Origin of the sequence: Rothia sp. HMSC069C01, from assembly GCF_001814655.1 — a bacterium.
GTDB classification, from domain to species: Bacteria; Actinomycetota; Actinomycetes; order Actinomycetales; family Micrococcaceae; genus Rothia; species Rothia dentocariosa.
The window spans coordinates 61,987-79,475 of the sequence record NZ_KV817375.1 but is presented as its reverse complement, the minus strand read 5'-3'; the positions used below and the strand labels follow the sequence as shown (position 1 = coordinate 79,475).

General features: G+C 57.3%; 14 protein-coding genes, 1 tRNA gene and 1 riboswitch. Of the genes, 6 read left to right on the top strand and 9 right to left on the bottom strand.

What is annotated here, in order from left to right:
* Positions 1–54: 54 nt before the first annotated feature.
* The 6 genes from HMPREF2981_RS00325 to HMPREF2981_RS00300 all read right to left on the bottom strand — a co-directional run bounded on the left by HMPREF2981_RS00325 (position 55) and on the right by HMPREF2981_RS00300 (position 7,655).
* Positions 55–127 (bottom strand) — tRNA-Asn (locus HMPREF2981_RS00325).
* An 89-nt stretch (positions 128–216) separates the two neighbouring features.
* Complete coding sequence (gene dnaG, locus HMPREF2981_RS00320) at positions 217–2,247, bottom strand: DNA primase (RefSeq protein ID WP_070659883.1); 2,031 nt, start codon at positions 2,245–2,247, stop codon at positions 217–219.
* Between the two features lie 106 nt (positions 2,248–2,353).
* A complete protein-coding gene (locus tag HMPREF2981_RS00315; protein ID WP_070659880.1) occupies positions 2,354–3,715 on the bottom strand; it encodes a deoxyguanosinetriphosphate triphosphohydrolase in 1,362 nt (453 codons plus the stop codon).
* 110 nt (positions 3,716–3,825) lie between these two features.
* Positions 3,826–4,992 carry a tRNA dihydrouridine synthase DusB gene (gene dusB / locus HMPREF2981_RS00310; RefSeq protein WP_048778667.1) on the bottom strand — a complete coding sequence of 389 codons (1,167 nt, stop codon included), beginning with the start codon at positions 4,990–4,992 and terminating at the stop codon, positions 3,826–3,828.
* Between the two features lie 139 nt (positions 4,993–5,131).
* Positions 5,132–6,112, bottom strand: coding sequence for a GNAT family N-acetyltransferase (locus tag HMPREF2981_RS00305; RefSeq protein ID WP_246825174.1), 981 nt, complete (start codon positions 6,110–6,112; stop codon positions 5,132–5,134).
* 163 nt (positions 6,113–6,275) lie between these two features.
* Positions 6,276–7,655 (bottom strand): glycine--tRNA ligase, encoded by a 1,380-nt coding sequence (locus tag HMPREF2981_RS00300; RefSeq protein WP_070449137.1) that lies wholly within the window; start codon positions 7,653–7,655, stop codon positions 6,276–6,278.
* A gap of 243 nt (positions 7,656–7,898) precedes the next feature.
* On the opposite strand from HMPREF2981_RS00300, the gene HMPREF2981_RS00295 reads away from it, so the two are divergent.
* The gene (locus HMPREF2981_RS00295) at positions 7,899–8,111 is read left to right on the top strand and encodes an RNA-binding S4 domain-containing protein (protein WP_037231997.1); all 213 of its coding nucleotides are present in this window, start codon (positions 7,899–7,901) and stop codon (positions 8,109–8,111) included.
* A gap of 95 nt (positions 8,112–8,206) precedes the next feature.
* Here HMPREF2981_RS00295 and HMPREF2981_RS00290 read toward each other — a convergent pair whose 3' ends face one another.
* Complete coding sequence (locus HMPREF2981_RS00290) at positions 8,207–8,971, bottom strand: alpha/beta hydrolase (RefSeq protein WP_004006212.1); 765 nt, start codon at positions 8,969–8,971, stop codon at positions 8,207–8,209.
* 95 nt (positions 8,972–9,066) lie between these two features.
* Between HMPREF2981_RS00290 and HMPREF2981_RS00285 the strand changes: the two genes are divergently transcribed.
* Positions 9,067–9,882: a MerR family transcriptional regulator gene (locus HMPREF2981_RS00285; RefSeq protein WP_004006211.1), complete on the top strand. Its 816-nt coding sequence runs from the start codon at positions 9,067–9,069 to the stop codon at positions 9,880–9,882.
* A 126-nt stretch (positions 9,883–10,008) separates the two neighbouring features.
* Here HMPREF2981_RS00285 and HMPREF2981_RS00280 read toward each other — a convergent pair whose 3' ends face one another.
* Both HMPREF2981_RS00280 and HMPREF2981_RS00275 read right to left on the bottom strand, forming a co-directional pair.
* Complete coding sequence (locus HMPREF2981_RS00280) at positions 10,009–11,292, bottom strand: homoserine O-acetyltransferase MetX (RefSeq protein ID WP_004006210.1); 1,284 nt, start codon at positions 11,290–11,292, stop codon at positions 10,009–10,011.
* A 95-nt stretch (positions 11,293–11,387) separates the two neighbouring features.
* Positions 11,388–12,734, bottom strand: a complete 1,347-nt coding sequence (locus tag HMPREF2981_RS00275; RefSeq protein WP_004006209.1) for a bifunctional o-acetylhomoserine/o-acetylserine sulfhydrylase — start codon at positions 12,732–12,734, stop codon at positions 11,388–11,390.
* A gap of 109 nt (positions 12,735–12,843) precedes the next feature.
* Positions 12,844–12,957: riboswitch (SAM riboswitch) on the bottom strand.
* Positions 12,958–13,537: 580 nt separating this feature from the next.
* Here HMPREF2981_RS00275 and HMPREF2981_RS00265 point away from each other — a divergent pair.
* The 4 genes from HMPREF2981_RS00265 (at position 13,538) to rsgA (ending at position 17,376) form a co-directional block, all read left to right on the top strand.
* Positions 13,538–14,539, top strand: coding sequence for an ABC transporter ATP-binding protein (locus HMPREF2981_RS00265; protein ID WP_004006208.1), 1,002 nt, complete (start codon positions 13,538–13,540; stop codon positions 14,537–14,539).
* Entirely contained in the window at positions 14,536–15,306 is a 771-nt protein-coding gene (locus HMPREF2981_RS00260) for an ABC transporter permease (RefSeq protein WP_004006207.1), read from the top strand. The genes HMPREF2981_RS00265 and HMPREF2981_RS00260 overlap by 4 nt, the downstream gene beginning before the upstream one ends.
* 9 nt (positions 15,307–15,315) lie before the next feature.
* Entirely contained in the window at positions 15,316–16,110 is a 795-nt protein-coding gene (locus HMPREF2981_RS00255; protein WP_070659874.1) for an ABC transporter, read from the top strand.
* A gap of 117 nt (positions 16,111–16,227) precedes the next feature.
* Positions 16,228–17,376, top strand: coding sequence for a ribosome small subunit-dependent GTPase A (gene rsgA, locus HMPREF2981_RS00250; RefSeq protein WP_246825173.1), 1,149 nt, complete (start codon positions 16,228–16,230; stop codon positions 17,374–17,376).
* Positions 17,377–17,489: the final 113 nt, after the last annotated feature.

The following is a 17,489-nucleotide window of genomic DNA, read 5'->3' as shown; positions in this document are numbered from 1 at the left end:
CCAGTCAACATATAGAGAAAGGACCTCTGGTGTAACCTGAGGCCCTTTAATAAGCTCCCCCGACTGGACTCGAACCAGTAACCCTTCGATTAACAGTCGAATGCTCTGCCAATTGAGCTACGGGGGATTATCCCGTTACGGCTTTTATCCGCAACGAGTAATAACTATACCGGCTGTTTGTTGCCTCCGCAACTTAGGGTATAGTGATGTACCTTACTAGTTTTTTGTGAGTGTTCTGCGGCGCATTTCAAGCTCTAAAAGCTCTCGTTGCACGTGCGCATACTCTTCACCGTCGGAGGCCGAGCTGAGCTGCTCCAGGCGCATCATGAGGTCGGATTTCTGTCGGGTGATCTGGTGGATAAAGAGGCTGTTGAGAGTACCCTCAATAAACCTGGGGAGGTGCTCTTCGTGGGCTATGGGCAGCGCCGCTACACTCAGTTCGGCGATCGCGGGGTGTACCTCGGCGATAGTACCGGAACGCACTACGTTGAGCCATTCAACCCCGGCAGCGGGCGCTACCGTGGAGGCCGCGTGTATGATGCCTCGAGAAATTTCGCGGTGCATACGGTAGCGGAATTCTACGCGGGCGAATTCCTGCCACTGGGATACGCTCATCAAGTGAGGATGCTGCAGGGCGATTTCGAGCGCGGCCTTTTCGAGACGAGCCACGGGGTCGGCGGGGTCGGGGGCGAGTATTGGCTCTCCCCCAGCGGTATTTGCCACGCTAGTATCACTATGAGTGTCTGGCATAGTATTTCCAGGGTTCGCGGACCCTTCTGGCTGAGGCGCAGGGTTTCCAGCAGATGCGTTCCACGGCTGAGCTGAGTAGTTCTGCGGAACCTGCTGACCATATCCAGGTACCTGCTCGTACCGGGGCGTTTGGGACTGCTGAGCCACCGGTTCGTAACGTTTTTTCTGCTGCGGGTGGCGCTGGGCGTAGGCAACCGCACGCTGTATTTCCTCAAGTTCCATACCGAGCTGTCCAGAGACTTTACGCATATAGGCCGGGCGCAGGTCACGGTCCCTGATTCCGGCGATAATGGGCGCGATGGCGCGCATCGCCAACACACGCCCCTCTAGGGTTGTCAGGTCGAAGCGTTTGAGGGTTGTGTCGATGACGAATTCGAAGAGCGGACGGCGAGAGGCGATAAGGGATCGTACCGCCGCATCGCCCCTGTGCAGGCGAAGGTCGCACGGATCCATACCTTCTTGGGCGACCGCCACGTATGTTTGTGCCACAAAACGCTGATCCTCCTCAAACGCTGCGAGCGCGGCTTTCTGCCCCGCGGCATCGCCATCGAAGGTAAAGATAATTTCTCCGCCGGAGCCGTCATCGGTGATCATGCGGCGTACCACTTTGATGTGCCCCGCACCGAAGGCGGTGCCACAGGTTGCTACGGCGGTCTTGATGCCCGCCAGGTGTGCCGCCATAACGTCTGTGTATCCTTCGACGATGACGACCTGTTTGGTTTTTGTCATTTCGCGTTTGGCAAGGTCGATGCCGTAGAGTACTTGGGATTTTTTGTATAGCGGGGTTTCGGGGGTGTTGAGGTATTTGGGGCCTTGGTCGTCGTCGAAGAGGCGGCGTGCCCCGAATCCGATGGTTTCGCCAGCTACGGTGCGGATGGGCCAGATGATGCGGCCGCGGAACCGGTCGTAGAGCCCGCGATTTCCTTCGGAGAACATGCCGGTGGCGCGCAGTTCTTCGTCGGTGAATCCTTGGGTGCGCAGGTGTTTGAGGAGGTTGTCCCAGCCGCGCGGGGCGTATCCGACGCCGAAGGTTTTGGTGGCGGCAGGGTCGAAGCCTCGGGCACCGAGAAAGCGTTGTGCTTCTGCCGCGCTGGCCGAGTAGAGGTTGCGTTCAAAGAATTCGGCGGCAATTTTGTGGGCGTCCAGCAGGCGGCGGCGCAGACCGGCTTCGTACCTGTCGCGTGGGTTTCCGCCTTCATAGTGCAGGGTGTAGCCGATACGCGCCGCTAAGCGTTCAACGGTTTCGGTAAACCCGGTGTGTTCCATCGCCATGACGAAGGAGTAGACGTCACCGGATTCTCCGCATCCGAAGCAGTGGTAGGTGCCCATTTGCGGGCGCACATTGAAGGAGGGCGTGCGTTCGTCGTGGAATGGGCACAGCCCTTTGTACGCGCCGATACCTGCACCTTTGAGGGTTACGTATCCCTCAACGATTTCGCGGATATCGGTACGGGCGCGTACTTCATCAATGTCTTCTTTGCGGATTAGTCCAGCCATCGTCTCATTTCTGCTGCACCGTGCTGTAATAGCAGTTTTAGAAGGTATTTCATGCCCGTCTATGCACGGGGTCTCTGTCTTGTCTTTGCCGCGTGGAAGGCTGCGGCTACCACAAGGGCTTCTCTCCCAGCATCCAGGGGGTTCCGTTGATGCGGGTGTAAAGCGCAACCGCCGACCTGTCGGTTAGGGATGCCACTTGATCAATGACGAGGCGCAGGCGTGCGTCGTCGTCATGAGTCCCCAGCTGCGCGTAGTCCGTTCTGAAGATGCTGTCGATGTACTGAGGGTATGCACGCTGGGAATCTTCGTATAGTGCTTCGACTAGGATACCCAGTATTTCGTGCTGGTGTTCGTAATGGGGTTGGGCGTCGCGCACCGTCATAACGAATGCGGTTGCGATCCCCTTCATGACAGCGATTTCATCTCGGGTATCTTCCGGTACGATCAGTTCGGCGCTATAGCGGGTTAGCGGGGTGTTTCGCCCGTAACGTTCGCGGGTTGCTTCCACGGCGCTCCAGGCGAAACGACCGATAAGTTTACTGGTAAGTCCCTTGAACTGTGCTAAGGAGGCGCGTGAACCAGTCATGCACGGAACCCACCGGTTCAGGGTCTCTAACCGGCTGAGTGCCGCATCCAGTTGTTCGTCAGTAGCGGCTGGCAGATACCACTGGCGGGTCATGTCGAAGACGGCCTGCCGGTGCTTTGCTTCGTGCAGCTGCTCCAATTGTACGTGTCCGCCGAAGACCGCATCTTCAACGTCGTGCACCGAGTAGGAGATGTCGTCGGCGAGATCCATCACCTGTGCTTCTAAGCATTTGCGTTGGTCAGGGACTCCGGCGTCACGTGCGCCCTCGCGGAACCATTCGAAGACCGGCAGGTCATCCTCGTAAACACCGAATTTGTGGGTTTGGGTGCCATCTGCGCGGCGTGGTGCGTCTGTGCGTGTCCACGGGTATTTGCAGGTGGCGTCCAGGGATGCTCGTGTCAGGTTCAGACCCGCAGGTACGTCATGTTCGGCGATCACTTTCGGTTCAAGGCGGCTGAGCAGCCTAAGGGTTTGGGCGTTGCCCTCGAACCCGCCCATATGGGCGGCGAGCTTGTTCAGGGCACGTTCACCGTTATGTCCAAAGGGCGGATGCCCCAGGTCATGAGAGAGACAAGCAGTATCAACTACGTCTGGATCGCATCCGAGCATCCGGCCCACTTCGCGCCCGACCTGGGCGACTTCAAGGGAATGGGTGAGACGGGTACGCACGAAATCGTCCGTATCCGGGTTCATGACCTGGGTTTTAGCGCCTAGACGCCGCAGCGCAGAGGAGTGAAGCACACGGGCACGATCGCGTTCAAAGGGGGTGCGATCCCGGAACGGATGTATTTCGGGCACCCAGCGTTCCGAATCGTCAGGGGTGTACCCTGCGGGCAGGTTCCATTCCCAACGTTCCTGCCCCTCTTCGGCAATGCGAGTCATCGCTCCTCCGTTCCTGCTTCCTGTGCGTCCGGCACCTTTCTAATACCTATATAAGCACTATTTCGCCCAGACGCAATGCTTTCTATCAAACTACGACAAATCCCTGCCGATTATCCGCCCGAGATATCGAGTTCCGCCTCCACAAGCCCAAGCCTTTCAGCATCCCCCAAAATACGGGAGTTAAGCCACCCATCCGGCAGATGCGGCTTCTTCGGGCTCCCGGCCCGGCCGCGCGAACCTTCAACCGCAGCCCCCGGATACCCAATACTGTGATCAAGCTGCCCCAGCAGTTCACGGAAAGTCTCTAAATCAGGCACGGTCGCCATCTTGGCACGCAGCTCACCACCCACCGGGTAACCCTTGAAATACCAGGCAACATGTTTACGGATCTCACGCAGTCCCTTGTACTCATCCGCAAAAGTCTCAACAAGCAGCTCGGCATGCCGGTAAATCATTGCGGCAACCTCACTCAGAGTAGGTCGGATACGCTCGGTGCTACCCTCAAAAGCATTCTGCAGATCGCCAAAAAGCCACGGGCGCCCTTGGCAGCCGCGCCCAATCACCACGCCGTCCACACCGGTCTGTTCGACCATGCGCACGGCATCTTCGGCGGCAAAAATATCGCCGTTACCTAAGATGGGCACGTCTGGAATCGCCTCGCGAAGCTGCGCGATGGAGTCCCAGTCCGCTGTTCCCGAATAGTGTTGGGCAGCGGTGCGCCCGTGCAGGGCTATGGCAGCGACACCCGCATCCCGGGCGATCTTAGCGGATTCAAGGAATGTGATGTGGTCATCATCGATGCCTTTACGCATCTTGATGGTCAGGGGAATATCGTTGCGCGATGCTTCTTTGACCGCCGTATGCACAATCGCAGTAAAGAGATCGGTTTTCCACGGAAGCGCCGCCCCGCCACCGCGTTTTGTGACTTTCGGCGCCGGGCACCCAAAGTTCAAGTCGATATGATCCGCACGATCTTCTTCTACGACCAGCCGAATAGCCTTACCCACGTTAACCGCGTCTACCCCGTAGATCTGGATGGAGCGAATCTGCTCATCCGCATCGTGTTCAATAATGCGCATCGACTCGGGTTTGCGTTCCACGAGGGCGCGCGCCGTCACCATCTCGGTCACATACAATCCGCCGCCGTACTCGCGGCACAGACGACGGAACGCCTTATTCGTCACACCCGCCATCGGGGCGAGCACCACGGGCGTTTCAACGGTCAGTTTACCGAGTTTCAGCGGCGGTAATTTCAGGTGGGAGGCTTCAGAATTCACCTCTATATTGTGGCATACACACGCAAATTGGCACGGATGCGCCTACCCCGGTTCACGACAGGCGCACTGAGCAGGGTGCCATACGGCTATCGTGCCCTCATGGTGCGGTTTTTCTGAGGCATAGTCGGTGCCCTAATCTTTAGGAAGCGGCACCCGGATAATCGCTTGCGTAAATATAGGTTGGGTCGCCTTCCACGCTCGCGGTTCCGGCACGCAGAAGAACATCGGTTACCTCTACGAGAGGGGTCATCGAGTCGTCTACCTCAACCAACACCGGGTACTGCGCCGTCAACAGCGAAAGAAGCTGCATAATAGCCTCGACCGCGCCTTCGTTCTGCATGTCATATCCGAGCAAAACCTCAGTTGCGGTATTCTCATCGACCAGCGCGGCAGCAGGGTCAGTCTCAAAGGGGTGATAACTCACCGCAAAGGCAATGATTTCGCCTTTCTTCCCCTCTTTCTCAGCCTGCTGAATGTTATCGCGCAGTACCAGTGCCCCGAAGGCGCGTGCCTCATCTGAGAGGAAATACCGGTTTACGGTTCCTAACCCGACCTCGGCGGGAACATCCCAATCGTGTGAATCGCGGTAGAACTCCCAGAGTTTTGAGGTCAACTCAACCGAGCCGGTCGCCAAATCCTCAATTGCCTGGGTGGGTTTGCCGTTCTCATCCTCACGCAGGGGCACTGGCGGAATCGCACCCGCCTCAATATGAACCAGACGCGAGCGCTGAATCATTTTCATGCCCTTTGCCTGGGCAAATTCCTCGCCGGTGCTAAATGGTGCCAGCTTCACGCGGAGGTTCGGAACCTGCCCGTTTTCGGCGGCGATCTCACGCAGCCGGTCTAAAAGCTCGGTACCTAGCCCGGCGCGGCGGTGCCCTTCGGCGACCTCAAGATAAGCCCACAGGCGTTGTGGGTGCAGAAGTGACGCGGTCACCACACCAGCGGCGATAGGCACACCCGAATCGGTGACCACAAGGGTTCGGCTAAAAGGTGCGTCCGAGGCCTCTCCGAAGGATGCGCGCTGCTGCGCCTCCTGCTCGCTTCGCGGATCTCCCCACACCTGCAGAAGTTCCAAATCGTCGCCTTCGCGCCAGGGACGAAACTCATAGGTGTTCATAGGATGCCTTTCTTCCGCAGAATGCGCGGGTTTCACCGCGAGGATAAGGTTCTCACTATTGTACGTATCGGCTAGGCTCTGCACCAGATCCTCATGGTTGCGTGAAGATACCGGCGGGGTCCTCCGTGCAAAGAACCCCGCCCATGTACATGTCGAAAAGAATCTATATGGCCAGACGCGCCGCCAGGTATGCCTTCACCTGATCGAGTGCCACGCGCTCCTGGCTCATGGTGTCACGCTCACGGATGGTGACCGCCTGATCCTCTAAAGTATCGAAGTCTACGGTAATGCAGAACGGGGTGCCGATTTCATCTTGGCGGCGATAACGACGACCGATAGCCCCCGCCTCGTCATAGTCGATATTCCAGGCACCGCACAGATCGGCTGCCAACTTGTGGGCGGGCTCGGAGAGTTCGGGTTTCTTCGACAGGGGCAGAACGGCAGCCTTCACCGGTGCCAGGCGCGGATCAAGTTTGAGAACCACGCGCTTATCGACGCCGCCCTTAGTGTTCGGGGCTTCATCCTCGACGTAAGCATCGACGAGGAACGCCATCATGGAGCGGGTCAAACCGAAGGAAGGCTCGATAACGTAGGGTACGTAGCGTTCACCGCTGGCCTGGTCGAAGTATTCGAGCTTCGCGTTCGAGTGTTCATTGTGCACGCCCAGGTCGTAATCGGTGCGGTTTGCCACACCCATGAGTTCGCCCCATTCGCCGCCTTGGAAACCAAAACGGTACTCAATGTCGATGGTGCCCGCTGAGTAGTGAGCACGGTCGTCCTCAGGAACATCGAACCGGCGCATGTTGTCGGGGTTAATGCCCAGGTCGACGAACCAGTTCCAGCAGTCTTCAACCCATGCATCAAAGTGCTTGTCCGCTTCGTCGGGGTGCACGAAGTATTCGATTTCCATTTGCTCGAATTCGCGGGTGCGGAAGATGAAGTTGCCGGGGGTGATCTCGTTGCGGAATGCCTTACCGATCTGCCCGATACCGAAGGGAGGGCGTTTACGGGCCGCGGTCACCACATTATTGAAGTTCACGAAGATGCCCTGCGCGGTTTCGGGACGCAGAAAGTGCAGCCCTTCTTCGTTATCGACAGGCCCCAGGTAGGTTTTCAATAGGCCTGAGAAGTTCTGCGGCTCGGTCCATTCGCCGCGGGTGCCGCAGTTCGGGCAGACAACCTCACCCATATTTTCGGGCGCACGCCCCTTTTTAGCTTCGAAAGCCTCAATCAGGTGGTCTTGGCGCTGGCGCCTGTGGCACGAGAGGCATTCCACCAGCGGATCCATAAAGGTTGCCACGTGCCCGGATGCTTCCCACACCGGACGAGGCAGGATTACCGAAGAGTCCAGCCCGACCATATCCGCGCGTGAACGCACGAAACGCTGCCACCACTGCTGACGGATATTTTCTTTCAGCTCCACGCCGAGGGGACCGTAATCCCATGCGGAGCGGGAACCGCCGTAGATTTCACCCGCCTGGAAGACGAAGCCGCGGCGCTTAGCGAGCGCAATAACGTTGTCGAGAGTGGACTTTTCTGCCATGTTTACTCCTTTATGCCCCGCCACCGGCTGTGGCGTGCGTGAGTTCAGTGTTCTTCCGCGCGCGGTAAGCGCCGGGATATACGGTCACAAGTACAAGATACTAGGGTATCATTGCATGCCTGCGTTACCGTGTAGTTTCTGGGCAACGGTAGACAGTGTTTAGTTAGAGCGTGTATATGAGGAACACGTGGCGGGTTAGTATGACTGCCGCACATGGCGCCCTCCCGCCGATACACTGGTGACATGGAGAAAATCTATATTCGTGACGAGATGATTCGTCTGGGACAGTTTTTGAAGCTGGCTAATCTGGTCGAAGACGGTGCACAGGCGCGCGAGGTGATCCAGCATGGGCTGGTGAAGGTCAATGGGCAGATTGAGGAGGCGCGGGGCAAGCAGCTGCATCCGGGCGATACGGTGAGCTTCAGCGGGGTAAGTGTGCAGGTGGCTCAGAGCTAGGGTCCCCCGCCCTCTCTCCTCTTAAGCATTTTGGGTTGTATAACGCACCTTCCGGCGGTGCGTTATACAACCCAAGATGCGTTATTCAGGTGCTTTTAGTCGGCTGACCCTTGATCTGACACCCCAGCGTTACCTGCGGTATCCGCAACCTTCTCGGCACGGATGCGCGGCGCATGCCCCAGCACCTTCACGTCGATGAACTCGCCCACATGGCGAATTTCCAGGGCGCTTACCCCGTGCCCGGCGCCCGCATACAGAACTTTGATGCCGTCTGTGTACGCACGAATCCACTCGTAGGTGTAATCCACGAAGGGCTGCGGAATAATAGGGTCTTCCTGGTCCCTGCCGTAGAAAACGGGTAGCTCGGTGGCTTTGAGCTCGTCATCCTTGAAATAGGGAGAGTCTGATTCGACCGCGTATCCGGAGAGCCCCACCAGTGCAGCAAATTTTCCTGGGTGATGCCGCACCATAGAAGTCGCCACCGCCATGCCTTGTGAGAACCCCACCAGCGCGACTGAAGCATAGTGTGATTCGTGCTGCTCGACCCACTCCAGGACGTAGTCGCTGGCCTGTTCTATGGATCGCACATCCGCATTGAGCTGTTGATCCAGCGGATACCACTGGTAACCTATGGCCTCGTCGGGAATGTGGGCACCGGTTGCGTCCGCCGAAAACTGGGTGCCTACCGGCTGCGGGGCGCGCATCCCCGCATAGGTGATACCCTCCTGCGGCAGATGTTCAGCTAGCGACAGCAGGTCTTTCTCGTGCGAACCGTACCCGTGCAGCAGAAGCACCAAGTGGGTTCCGGCGCGTTCATCCTCGGGTCGGGAATATTCGACAATGTACGTATTTTCACTCATATCTTCATCTTACCGAGGAGCCTGCCATAAACAACCGAAATAGATTTCCGCTCAAGGCTTGACCCTCACCCAACGTCAGGATCTACAGTAAAAACATGGACGCGAACACTACACCAGATGGCGGGCAGCACGAGTACACCGTGGGAGAGGCTGCATCCCTGCACGGGCTGACCGTGCGCACGCTTCACCACTGGGAACAGCGGGGTCTGATCAGCCCCGCGCACGATGAGCTCAACGGATACCGCTACTACAGTGATGCCGATCTTGAGCGCATCACCGTCATTATGGGGTATCGCGCCATTGGCATGAGCCTTGAAGCCATTCGCAGCGTACTGCAGGACGAAGCAAACAGCACCGAGCATCTACTCGCCCAGCGAGATATGCTCCAGCGCAAAATGGCCGCCTATGAGCGCATGCTAACAACACTAGATCAACTTTTGGAGGATGCAATGGCACCTAAGAACGAACAGCTCACCGCTGCAGAAAAAGCAGAAATTATGGGAGACGGGTTCAGCCCCGCACGTGAGCAAGAAGCGCAGGAACGTTACGGGCACACCGACGATTGGGCTGAATACCAACGCCGTACTGCGGCCATGAGCCGCACCGACTGGGTGAAGGGCAAGCAGGAGCTTGACGCAGTTGAGCAAGCCCTCGTCGAGGCTTTCACTCGTGGCGTGCAGCCGGGCAGTGAGGAAGCGAATGCGCTTGCCGAGCGGCACCGCGCCTCACTTTTCTTCTTCGAGGTAACCCCCGCCAAGCACGCAATTCTGGCACGCGGTTATGTTGAGGACGCCCGTTTCAACGAGCACTACGAGAAGCTCGCTGCGGGACTGGCTGTCTGGCTGCGGGACATCATCTACGAGAATGCCCGCGCCCACGGCCTTGACCCCGAGAATGTGACCTGGTGCTAACCTCGTCCATTCACAAATATCGGTACCGTACACAAAGCCTTGTGGGGACTTATTTCACGCCGAAATATAGTCCTCACAAGGCTTTTATGTACGGTTTCTATGTTCAGATATATAAAAAAACGAAAGCTAGTTCTGTTTTTGTGTTTCAAGAGGCGAACCGAAAAGAGCAGCTATATCTTGAAAGGATTTTTCTTCATCGACAGCACGCTCTCGCTCGGGAACCGGGACTCCGAGAGCCTTAGCGAGAATCGCCTCCAACTGGCGGGATTCGACTAAGAAACCGTCATGTCCGTGGTCGGATTCGATAATATCGACCTTTACGGGAACCGGCAGCGCCTCCGCCAGACGGTACGATTCGTGCGGGAAAAACAGGCGATCGGTGCTTACGGCGGCGATAGTCCACTTACAATCGCTGAGCGCAAGCGCATGCGAGAGGCTGCCGCGCCCGCGTGCAACATCGTGTGAAATCAGCGCCTCGTTCACGGCAAGGTAACTATTGGCATCGAAACGCTCAACGAGCTTATCGCCATGGTGGTCCAGGTAGCTTTCGACCGCATATCGTCCGCGGTTCTCACCGATGGACCCGCCGTCGGTGGATTCTCCGCGGTTTGCCTGCCGCCCAAAGCGGTGCTCCAACTCTGCTGGGCTGCGGTAGGTGGTATGGGCTATGCGCCTCGCCAGCGCGAGCCCGGCCGTGGGTGCCGATCCCCCATAATAATCGCCGGAAGCAAAATTGGCATCAGCACGGATGGCGAGGTTCTGGGTGTGAGCCCAGGAAATCTGTTCGGCAGTGGCGGCGGGGCCGGCGGCGATGACCGCGCATCCGCGTACCAGCTCGGGGAAGGTTGCCGCCCATTCGATAGCGCGTGCTCCGCCGAGCGATCCTCCGATGACATGGTGAAAACTCTTAATCCCCAACCGGGCGATAAGTTCGGCTTCGGCTCGTACCGAGTCGCGAATAGTGACGTAAGGGAAGCGTGACCCCCAGGGTTTTCCGGCGCCCGGGTACCCCTCGGGTACGATGCTTGCCGGACCGGTCGAGCCGTAGCATCCACCCAAGATATTGGGGGCGATCACAAAATATTTGGTGGTATCGACCACCGCGCCCGGCCCCACGATACCTTCCCACCAACCATCACTTTCGACCGCACGGATACTGGGTGCAGGCATATCTGATGTGGGAATCCCGCGCGAAACATGGGTGTCGCCGGTGAGGGCGTGCAGAATAAGAATCGCGTTGTCCCCAGCTTCGTTAAGAGTCCCCCACGTCTCGTAGCTAATGTTTACCTGTGGAAGCACGGTACCGTTTTCGAGGGTGAAATCACCGATCGCCATCTGCCGCAGGTACCCCTGAGCGCTGGGATACTGCAGTTGCGACAGATAGGTGGCGTGTACGGTATTTTCCGTCATGTTTTCTCCTGGGTAACCGGTAGTTGGTAATGGCAGGCGAGAAACCGATACCGCGACCGGGCACTTACTGTGCAGCCCGGTCGCGGCGGTGCAGGTTAGGCGTTCAGAGTCGCAAAGCCCAGTTCAAGATCTGCAATAATATCGTCAATATTTTCGATCCCTACGGCGAGGCGCACAAAGTTTTTGCTCACCCCAATTGCCTCTAGCTCTTCCTCGGAAAGCTGCGAGTGGGTGGTGGATGCGGGATGAATCACGAGCGAGCGTACATCGCCGATATTCGCTACATTGGAGTGCAGCTGCAGGGCGTCCACAAAGGTGCGGGTCTGTTCCAGGTCGGCGTCTTTAAGGGTAAATCCTACGACGGCGCCCGGTCCCTTCGGCAGGTATTTTTGGGCTCGCTCGTACCAGGGCGAGGAAGGCAGACCGGCCCAGATCACCTGATCGACCAGCGGATGCTCCTCCAACCAGTTTGCGACCTTGGTCGCGTTCTCGATATGGCGTTCGATGCGCAGGGAAAGAGTCTCCAGACCGATACCAATGTTGAAGGCGTTGGTTGGAGAGATCGCCGCCCCGGTGTCGCGCAGAAGCGAAACTCGCGCCTTGAGAATATAGGAAAGGTTCGCACCAAAAGCGGAGTCTTTGCCCAAGTCACGGGCATAAACTAGACCGTGGTAACCGGGGGCAGGTTCGTTGAACTTGGGGAACTTTTCGGGATTGGCTCCGTAGTCAAAATTCCCGGAGTCCACGATAACGCCGCCGATTGAGGTGCCGTGCCCACCCAGATATTTTGTGGCGGAATGGATTACCACATCCGCACCAAATTCGATGGGGCGCACAAGGTAAGGGGTGGGAACAGTGTTATCGACGATTAGGGGAACGCCATTGTCGTGAGCGATCTGGGCGATAGGCTCGATGTCGAGTACATCGTTACGGGGGTTAGGTACGGTTTCTCCGTAGAAGAGTTTCGTGTTGGGGCGAACCGCATCGCGCCATTGCTGCAGGTCGTCCGGGTTCTCAACAAACGTAGTTTCAACGCCGAGGTCGGCAAGCGTATATTTCAGTAGATTGTAGGTTCCTCCGTAGATCGAGGGGGAAGCCACGATATGGTCGCCCGCGCCCGCAATATTAAGAATCGCATAAGTAATAGCCGCTTGACCTGAGGCCAGCAAAAGCGCGCCCACTCCCCCTTCAAGGGATGCGATACGGTTTTCGATAACCTCTTGGGTGGGGTTGTTCAGACGGGTATAGATAGGCCCAAGCTCGGCTAGAGCAAAACGGTTAGCGGCCTGTTCTGCGTTCTCAAAGACGAACGAGGTGGTCTGGTAGATAGGTAACGCCCGAGCTCCCGTTGCAGCATCCGGTGCCTGCCCCGCGTGAATCTGGCGGGTTTCAAATTTCCAACCGGCGGGGTTGGCGGGAGTCGGGACTGTAGTGTTGCTCATGCGAAGCTCCTTGTGATAGTTCAGGGGGCCGCATGCCGATTTCGGTACAGAGTTCTTGGGTTTTCTTCTCTGCAAACGAAAAAACGATGTACCAGAATCGGGCACATCGGTCCCGCGCTTGCGTTGTACTTTGTGTTCAACGCCTGGTCCTCACCCAGGGCACCCCACCGCGGAGGAGGGTTGCCGGCCAGCTAGCTGGGGCTTATCACTGGCTCTCATGACCTGCATCTAGAGTTTCATAGGAAGCGCACATGGTCAAGCGGGATGCGTGTTTTCGGCGCATTGTTGCAAAGATGACGTTTTATGAACTGTTTTCGCGACAGCCTATTGTTTGGGAGAAACACCAATACTTATGCGCTTGTGACCGTGCCTATGTTGTACCCGAACCGCTAAAGCCATATGATCTGCCGTTAGCCGTCGCTAAATTACCATCAGTGTAGGCAATCGTGAGCCATGCTACACTGATGGAAACCTTGAATCTAGGAGTGATGAGGTATGACCTCCCGCTAAAGTCGCACCGGCTCGCGGAATGCCCGCCCAGATGGTGGGCTCTAAAAATTTTAGAAATAACCCTGCTTTGGTTCGATACATTTCAGAAGCGCATAGTGAGCGCTTGGGACACCAAAGTTCTGAGGGTTTTATTGTTATACCTTCCGCATCTGCAGTCGGTGACTTGGGATTATTCAGGCACTAAGAAGTGCCTCTCTCACGACTATTCATCTCACCCGTCCCACATATTGCAGGCGTGCGAACACCATGCTCAAGAGGCTTCGGGTGACTAAGCACCGCAAGGTTTTATCACAATGTCTACAATTCTTGACGCGGCACAGCTATGCCGCACCTTTGGCAAAGGTGAACACGCTTTCACTGCTGTCGATAATGTTTCGCTTAGTATAAGCTCCGGCGAAATTCATGCTCTGCTCGGTCCCAACGGAGCGGGAAAAACAACAATTGTACAGATGTGCGCAACACTGTTGACTCCCACCAGCGGCGCCGTTCGCATCGACGGGGTGGATGCGCTTGCGCACCCCCAGCGTGCGCGCGCATCCCTAGGGCTTGTACTCGGCGGGGATACCGGGTTCTATCCGCGAGCATCCGCCCGCGATAATCTTCTCTTCTTCGCCGACCTTGCCGGGGTTAGCGCGCGCAAACGCCGTACCCAGGTGGCGAGCGCTTTGGAACGGGTCGATCTTGCAGATGTCGCCGCGAAGAAGGTACAAGAGTTTTCCCGCGGTATGAAACAACGTCTGCACATCGCACGGGCACTGCTGGGCGAGCCAAAACTGCTGCTTTTGGATGAGCCGACGAATGGGCTTGACCCAGATATTTCACTGACAATACGCCAGTTGATTCGTTCCCTCGCTGATGATGGCACCGCCATTTTACTCACGAGCCATCTGCTGGGCGAGATTGAGGAGTTAGCGCATCGGGTCACGGTCATCGGTGCCGGTCGCATGGCGGTTTCGGGCACAGTGGCGGATATTACCGCGCACGCCGGGATCTCCGCTACCACCGTGGGACGTGTGGGTGCGAATGCTGGAGCGGTACTTCAAGAACTTGCTCGGTCTTTGGGCGATGCGGGAACAATGTTACTGACCCCGCGCAGCAGCGAGTGGGAGATCACCGTGTACTGGAATGAACGTTCTGTTTCGGAAGGGTCGCACCCCTTCAGGACCGAACATGCAGAGGCTCTGCTGACCCGTATTCTCACTGAGCGTGAGGTTCAGATGCTCACACCGCTGTATACTCGCCCAGCCACCCTCGAAGAGGCATACCTGGCTATGGCGGAAGGACTGAAACGATGAACCGGCAACTTCGCCTAATGTCCTTTTCCCTGCGCCAATTTCTCACAGTTCCCTACTTCCTACAGTTACTGCTGCTGAGCACCTTTGGAGCAACGGCCCTGCAAGCACTCGCCGCCGGTGCCTGGCCAGTAGATGCGACCCTCGCCTGGACTCGCGCAGGCATTATCGGTACCTGGAACATGTGCATTGTTGCCGCCGGGATCCTCAACTTTGAGCGCTACCGGGGAACGTTCGTGTATCTGCTCAATGGTGCCGTGAACCCGCTGCGGGCGCTCGCAGCGGTGGTCTCAACTGCCTCCATTTTTGGGCTTGCCGCCCTGCCATTGGCCTGGGCTTTCTGGGCGCTGTGCACCTTCTCGGTAGATTTTACGGACTTTGCTCAGGTGGGTGCACGCTATCTGGTGGGTCTTCCGCTGCTGTGGATCTCGTGTCTGGCGGTGACCTTCGTGATTGCAGGGTTCTTTGTGGCGACCCCGAACGCTATCGCCTATGAGGAGCTGCTGCTTGTGCCGGTTTTCGTGGCTTCCGGGGTGCTTTTTACCGAGAGTTCCGCGCCTGCATGGCTTGATGAGCTCGGCACGCTGATTCCGATTCAGGCACCCGTGAAGGTTCTGCTTGGGCAGATGCCTATGAACTCATTCGGTGACTTTCTGGGCGTTGTACTGCAAACCTGTGCGGTCACAGCCCTCTGGATGCTCGCGGCATATCTATTGGGTAGGCGAGCGCTGCGCGCGGCAACGGTACATGGCACTCTGGGTGCAATCTAGGAGGCTGCGATGTTTAAACGAACGAACTTTCTCTATCGCCTGAACAGTACCGCCAAGGTTGGGTGGTCTTCATCCATCACCTTCGCCACAGTTGGTACGGCACTCAGCACCCTCGTGGTCGTACCGGGGATGAGCGTGCTGTTCAGCGTTCTACTAGGACGCGATCTTTCCGCACCTGATCCTGTGCGGATCGCATGCGCCTCTGCCCTGGCAAGCGTGGTACTCGGCGTGGCGGCCGGCGTTGTGGCACGCGCGGCGACCGACCGCTGGCTGGGAGTGTTCGAGCAGGTGTGCACCGCCCGACGGTTTGATGCGGCTTATTGGCTGGGAGTCTCTGCAATGCCCGTGCTTTTAGCTCTGATCACTGGCATCACGAACCTGGGTGTTGCAGCTGCCTATGCTGGTTTCGGTGGTTCCCTTGAAGGTAGCCTGTCCATGCTTGTGCGTTCTGTGACGCTCTTACCCCTGACTCTCATGGCGGGCATATGCCTGGGTGTTTTCGCCGCTGGGCTGGGGCTGTATCTTGCCGACCCATACCTGGGAGGAACTATCTTAGGAGCGCTTCTGCCTATCAGTGCGGGCGTAATCGTGCCGGTAGATGCATACCCAGCGTGGCTGGCGACATTGTGTACATTGGTTCCCGGCGGACGAACGATTGCTTTGGTGAGCGGCTCTTCTGAAGTGGTGGATTCAACAGTCGTGACTGAGGTGTTAGTCTGCGTACTCTGGTCACTCGCAGGTCTTGTTCTAGTGCATGCCGCTGCGCGACGCATCCGCTCGGGTGCACGCACGAATCTGCTATAACCTTTCCCTTCTCGCGAGCAGGTGGTTTTTGTCCCGAGCAGGTAGGGTTTTTCTACCTGCTCAGTCAGATCCTATCTGTTCGCGAGGCAGTAACTACTCAAGATTTTGAGGATTTTAATGTCTACTTTTACTCTTATGTCTTTGGGCTACGATGCCCTCTGGCACGGGCAAGCTGTAGCCGCCGCTTACGCTGATAATCTCGATCTTCACGAACTCGCGATCGCCCGAGTCAGCACGATCCACCGCACCCGGTTCGAGGCCATAGGTGCTCCTTTCCCGGATGCCCCGGACTCTGCCGTACCTTTGCATACGTTTTCGGTGACACTCTCCACTGCCCCGCATGATGACGAGACCGAGAGTCTTCCAGTCGTTGGTGACTGGGTTTTGCTTGACGCGCACCCAGACCACACCGTCCTGCTCGCTATTCTGCCGCGCCGCACTTACCTGGACCGCCCGAGTGCTACGCGCATCTCAACTGCGCAGCCGGTAGCAGCGAATGTTGATGCGCTATGCATTGTGGAGCCAGTATTCCCCGAGCCTTCGGTGGGACGCATCGAACGGTACGTGGCACTGGCGCGCTCCAGCATGTGTGAAGCGGTTCTGGTGCTAACAAAAACCGATTTATGTTCCGCAGATGCATTTGAGGACTACCGCAGCTCTTTAGGCCGCGATGTAGATGCAGTTCATACGGTCAGTGTGGATTCGCTGGCGAGTATTGCGGATTTCTACGCATCCCTAACCGGCAAAACGGCAGTTTTACTGGGGCGTAGCGGTGCAGGAAAATCTACACTTGTGAATACGATGCTCGGAGACACGTATTTTAGCGGTGCGCCTGGGACGATCCCGCAGGTTGTCTCAGGTGTTCGTGCCTCCGACGGCAAGGGCAGGCACACCACAACTTCTCGCCACATGCTCGTGGGTAAACATGCTGTGGTCATTGATACGCCAGGTGTTCGTGCACTGGCAGCGACAACTGATCCTCACGCCATCGACGAGACTTTTACGGATATTTCGGTTCTTGCCGCTAAATGCCGCTATACGGATTGTGCGCATCGCAGCGAACCTGGATGCGCGGTGCGTGAGGCTCTCGGTTCCGGGCTTTTGGATGCCGAGCGCTTCGACCGTTACCAGCGGATGCGCCGCGAATCTGAAAATCAGCGCCTGCGTGCAGATGAGCGTGCGTACCGCGAGCAAAACCGTCGATTTACCAAAGCGAACAAGAGCGGCCGTCGCACCCTCATGCGCGCCAAAGGACGCAGCAGGTAGACAGCTCTTCCTGTTCTCCACCCACAAGCAGAGATGGCTTTTGTCCCGAGCAGGTAGGATTTTTCTATCTGCTCGGCCATAAACCCGCTTCTTGCAAGTACCCAAGCAGACCC

Coding starts and splice junctions, on each gene's coding strand:
- dnaG (WP_070659883.1), bottom strand. CDS start 2,247: ATGGCTGGACTAATCCGCAAAGAAGACATTGATGAAGTACGCGCCCGT.
- HMPREF2981_RS00315 (WP_070659880.1), bottom strand. CDS start 3,715: ATGACTCGCATTGCCGAAGAGGGGCAGGAACGTTGGGAATGGAACCTG.
- HMPREF2981_RS00305 (WP_246825174.1), bottom strand. CDS start 6,112: ATGAACACCTATGAGTTTCGTCCCTGGCGCGAAGGCGACGATTTGGAA.
- HMPREF2981_RS00300 (WP_070449137.1), bottom strand. CDS start 7,655: ATGGCAGAAAAGTCCACTCTCGACAACGTTATTGCGCTCGCTAAGCGC.
- HMPREF2981_RS00295 (WP_037231997.1), top strand. CDS start 7,899: ATGGAGAAAATCTATATTCGTGACGAGATGATTCGTCTGGGACAGTTT.
- HMPREF2981_RS00290 (WP_004006212.1), bottom strand. CDS start 8,971: ATGAGTGAAAATACGTACATTGTCGAATATTCCCGACCCGAGGATGAA.
- HMPREF2981_RS00285 (WP_004006211.1), top strand. CDS start 9,067: ATGGACGCGAACACTACACCAGATGGCGGGCAGCACGAGTACACCGTG.
- HMPREF2981_RS00280 (WP_004006210.1), bottom strand. CDS start 11,292: ATGACGGAAAATACCGTACACGCCACCTATCTGTCGCAACTGCAGTAT.
- HMPREF2981_RS00275 (WP_004006209.1), bottom strand. CDS start 12,734: ATGAGCAACACTACAGTCCCGACTCCCGCCAACCCCGCCGGTTGGAAA.
- HMPREF2981_RS00265 (WP_004006208.1), top strand. CDS start 13,538: ATGTCTACAATTCTTGACGCGGCACAGCTATGCCGCACCTTTGGCAAA.
- HMPREF2981_RS00260 (WP_004006207.1), top strand. CDS start 14,536: ATGAACCGGCAACTTCGCCTAATGTCCTTTTCCCTGCGCCAATTTCTC.
- HMPREF2981_RS00255 (WP_070659874.1), top strand. CDS start 15,316: ATGTTTAAACGAACGAACTTTCTCTATCGCCTGAACAGTACCGCCAAG.
- rsgA (WP_246825173.1), top strand. CDS start 16,228: ATGTCTACTTTTACTCTTATGTCTTTGGGCTACGATGCCCTCTGGCAC.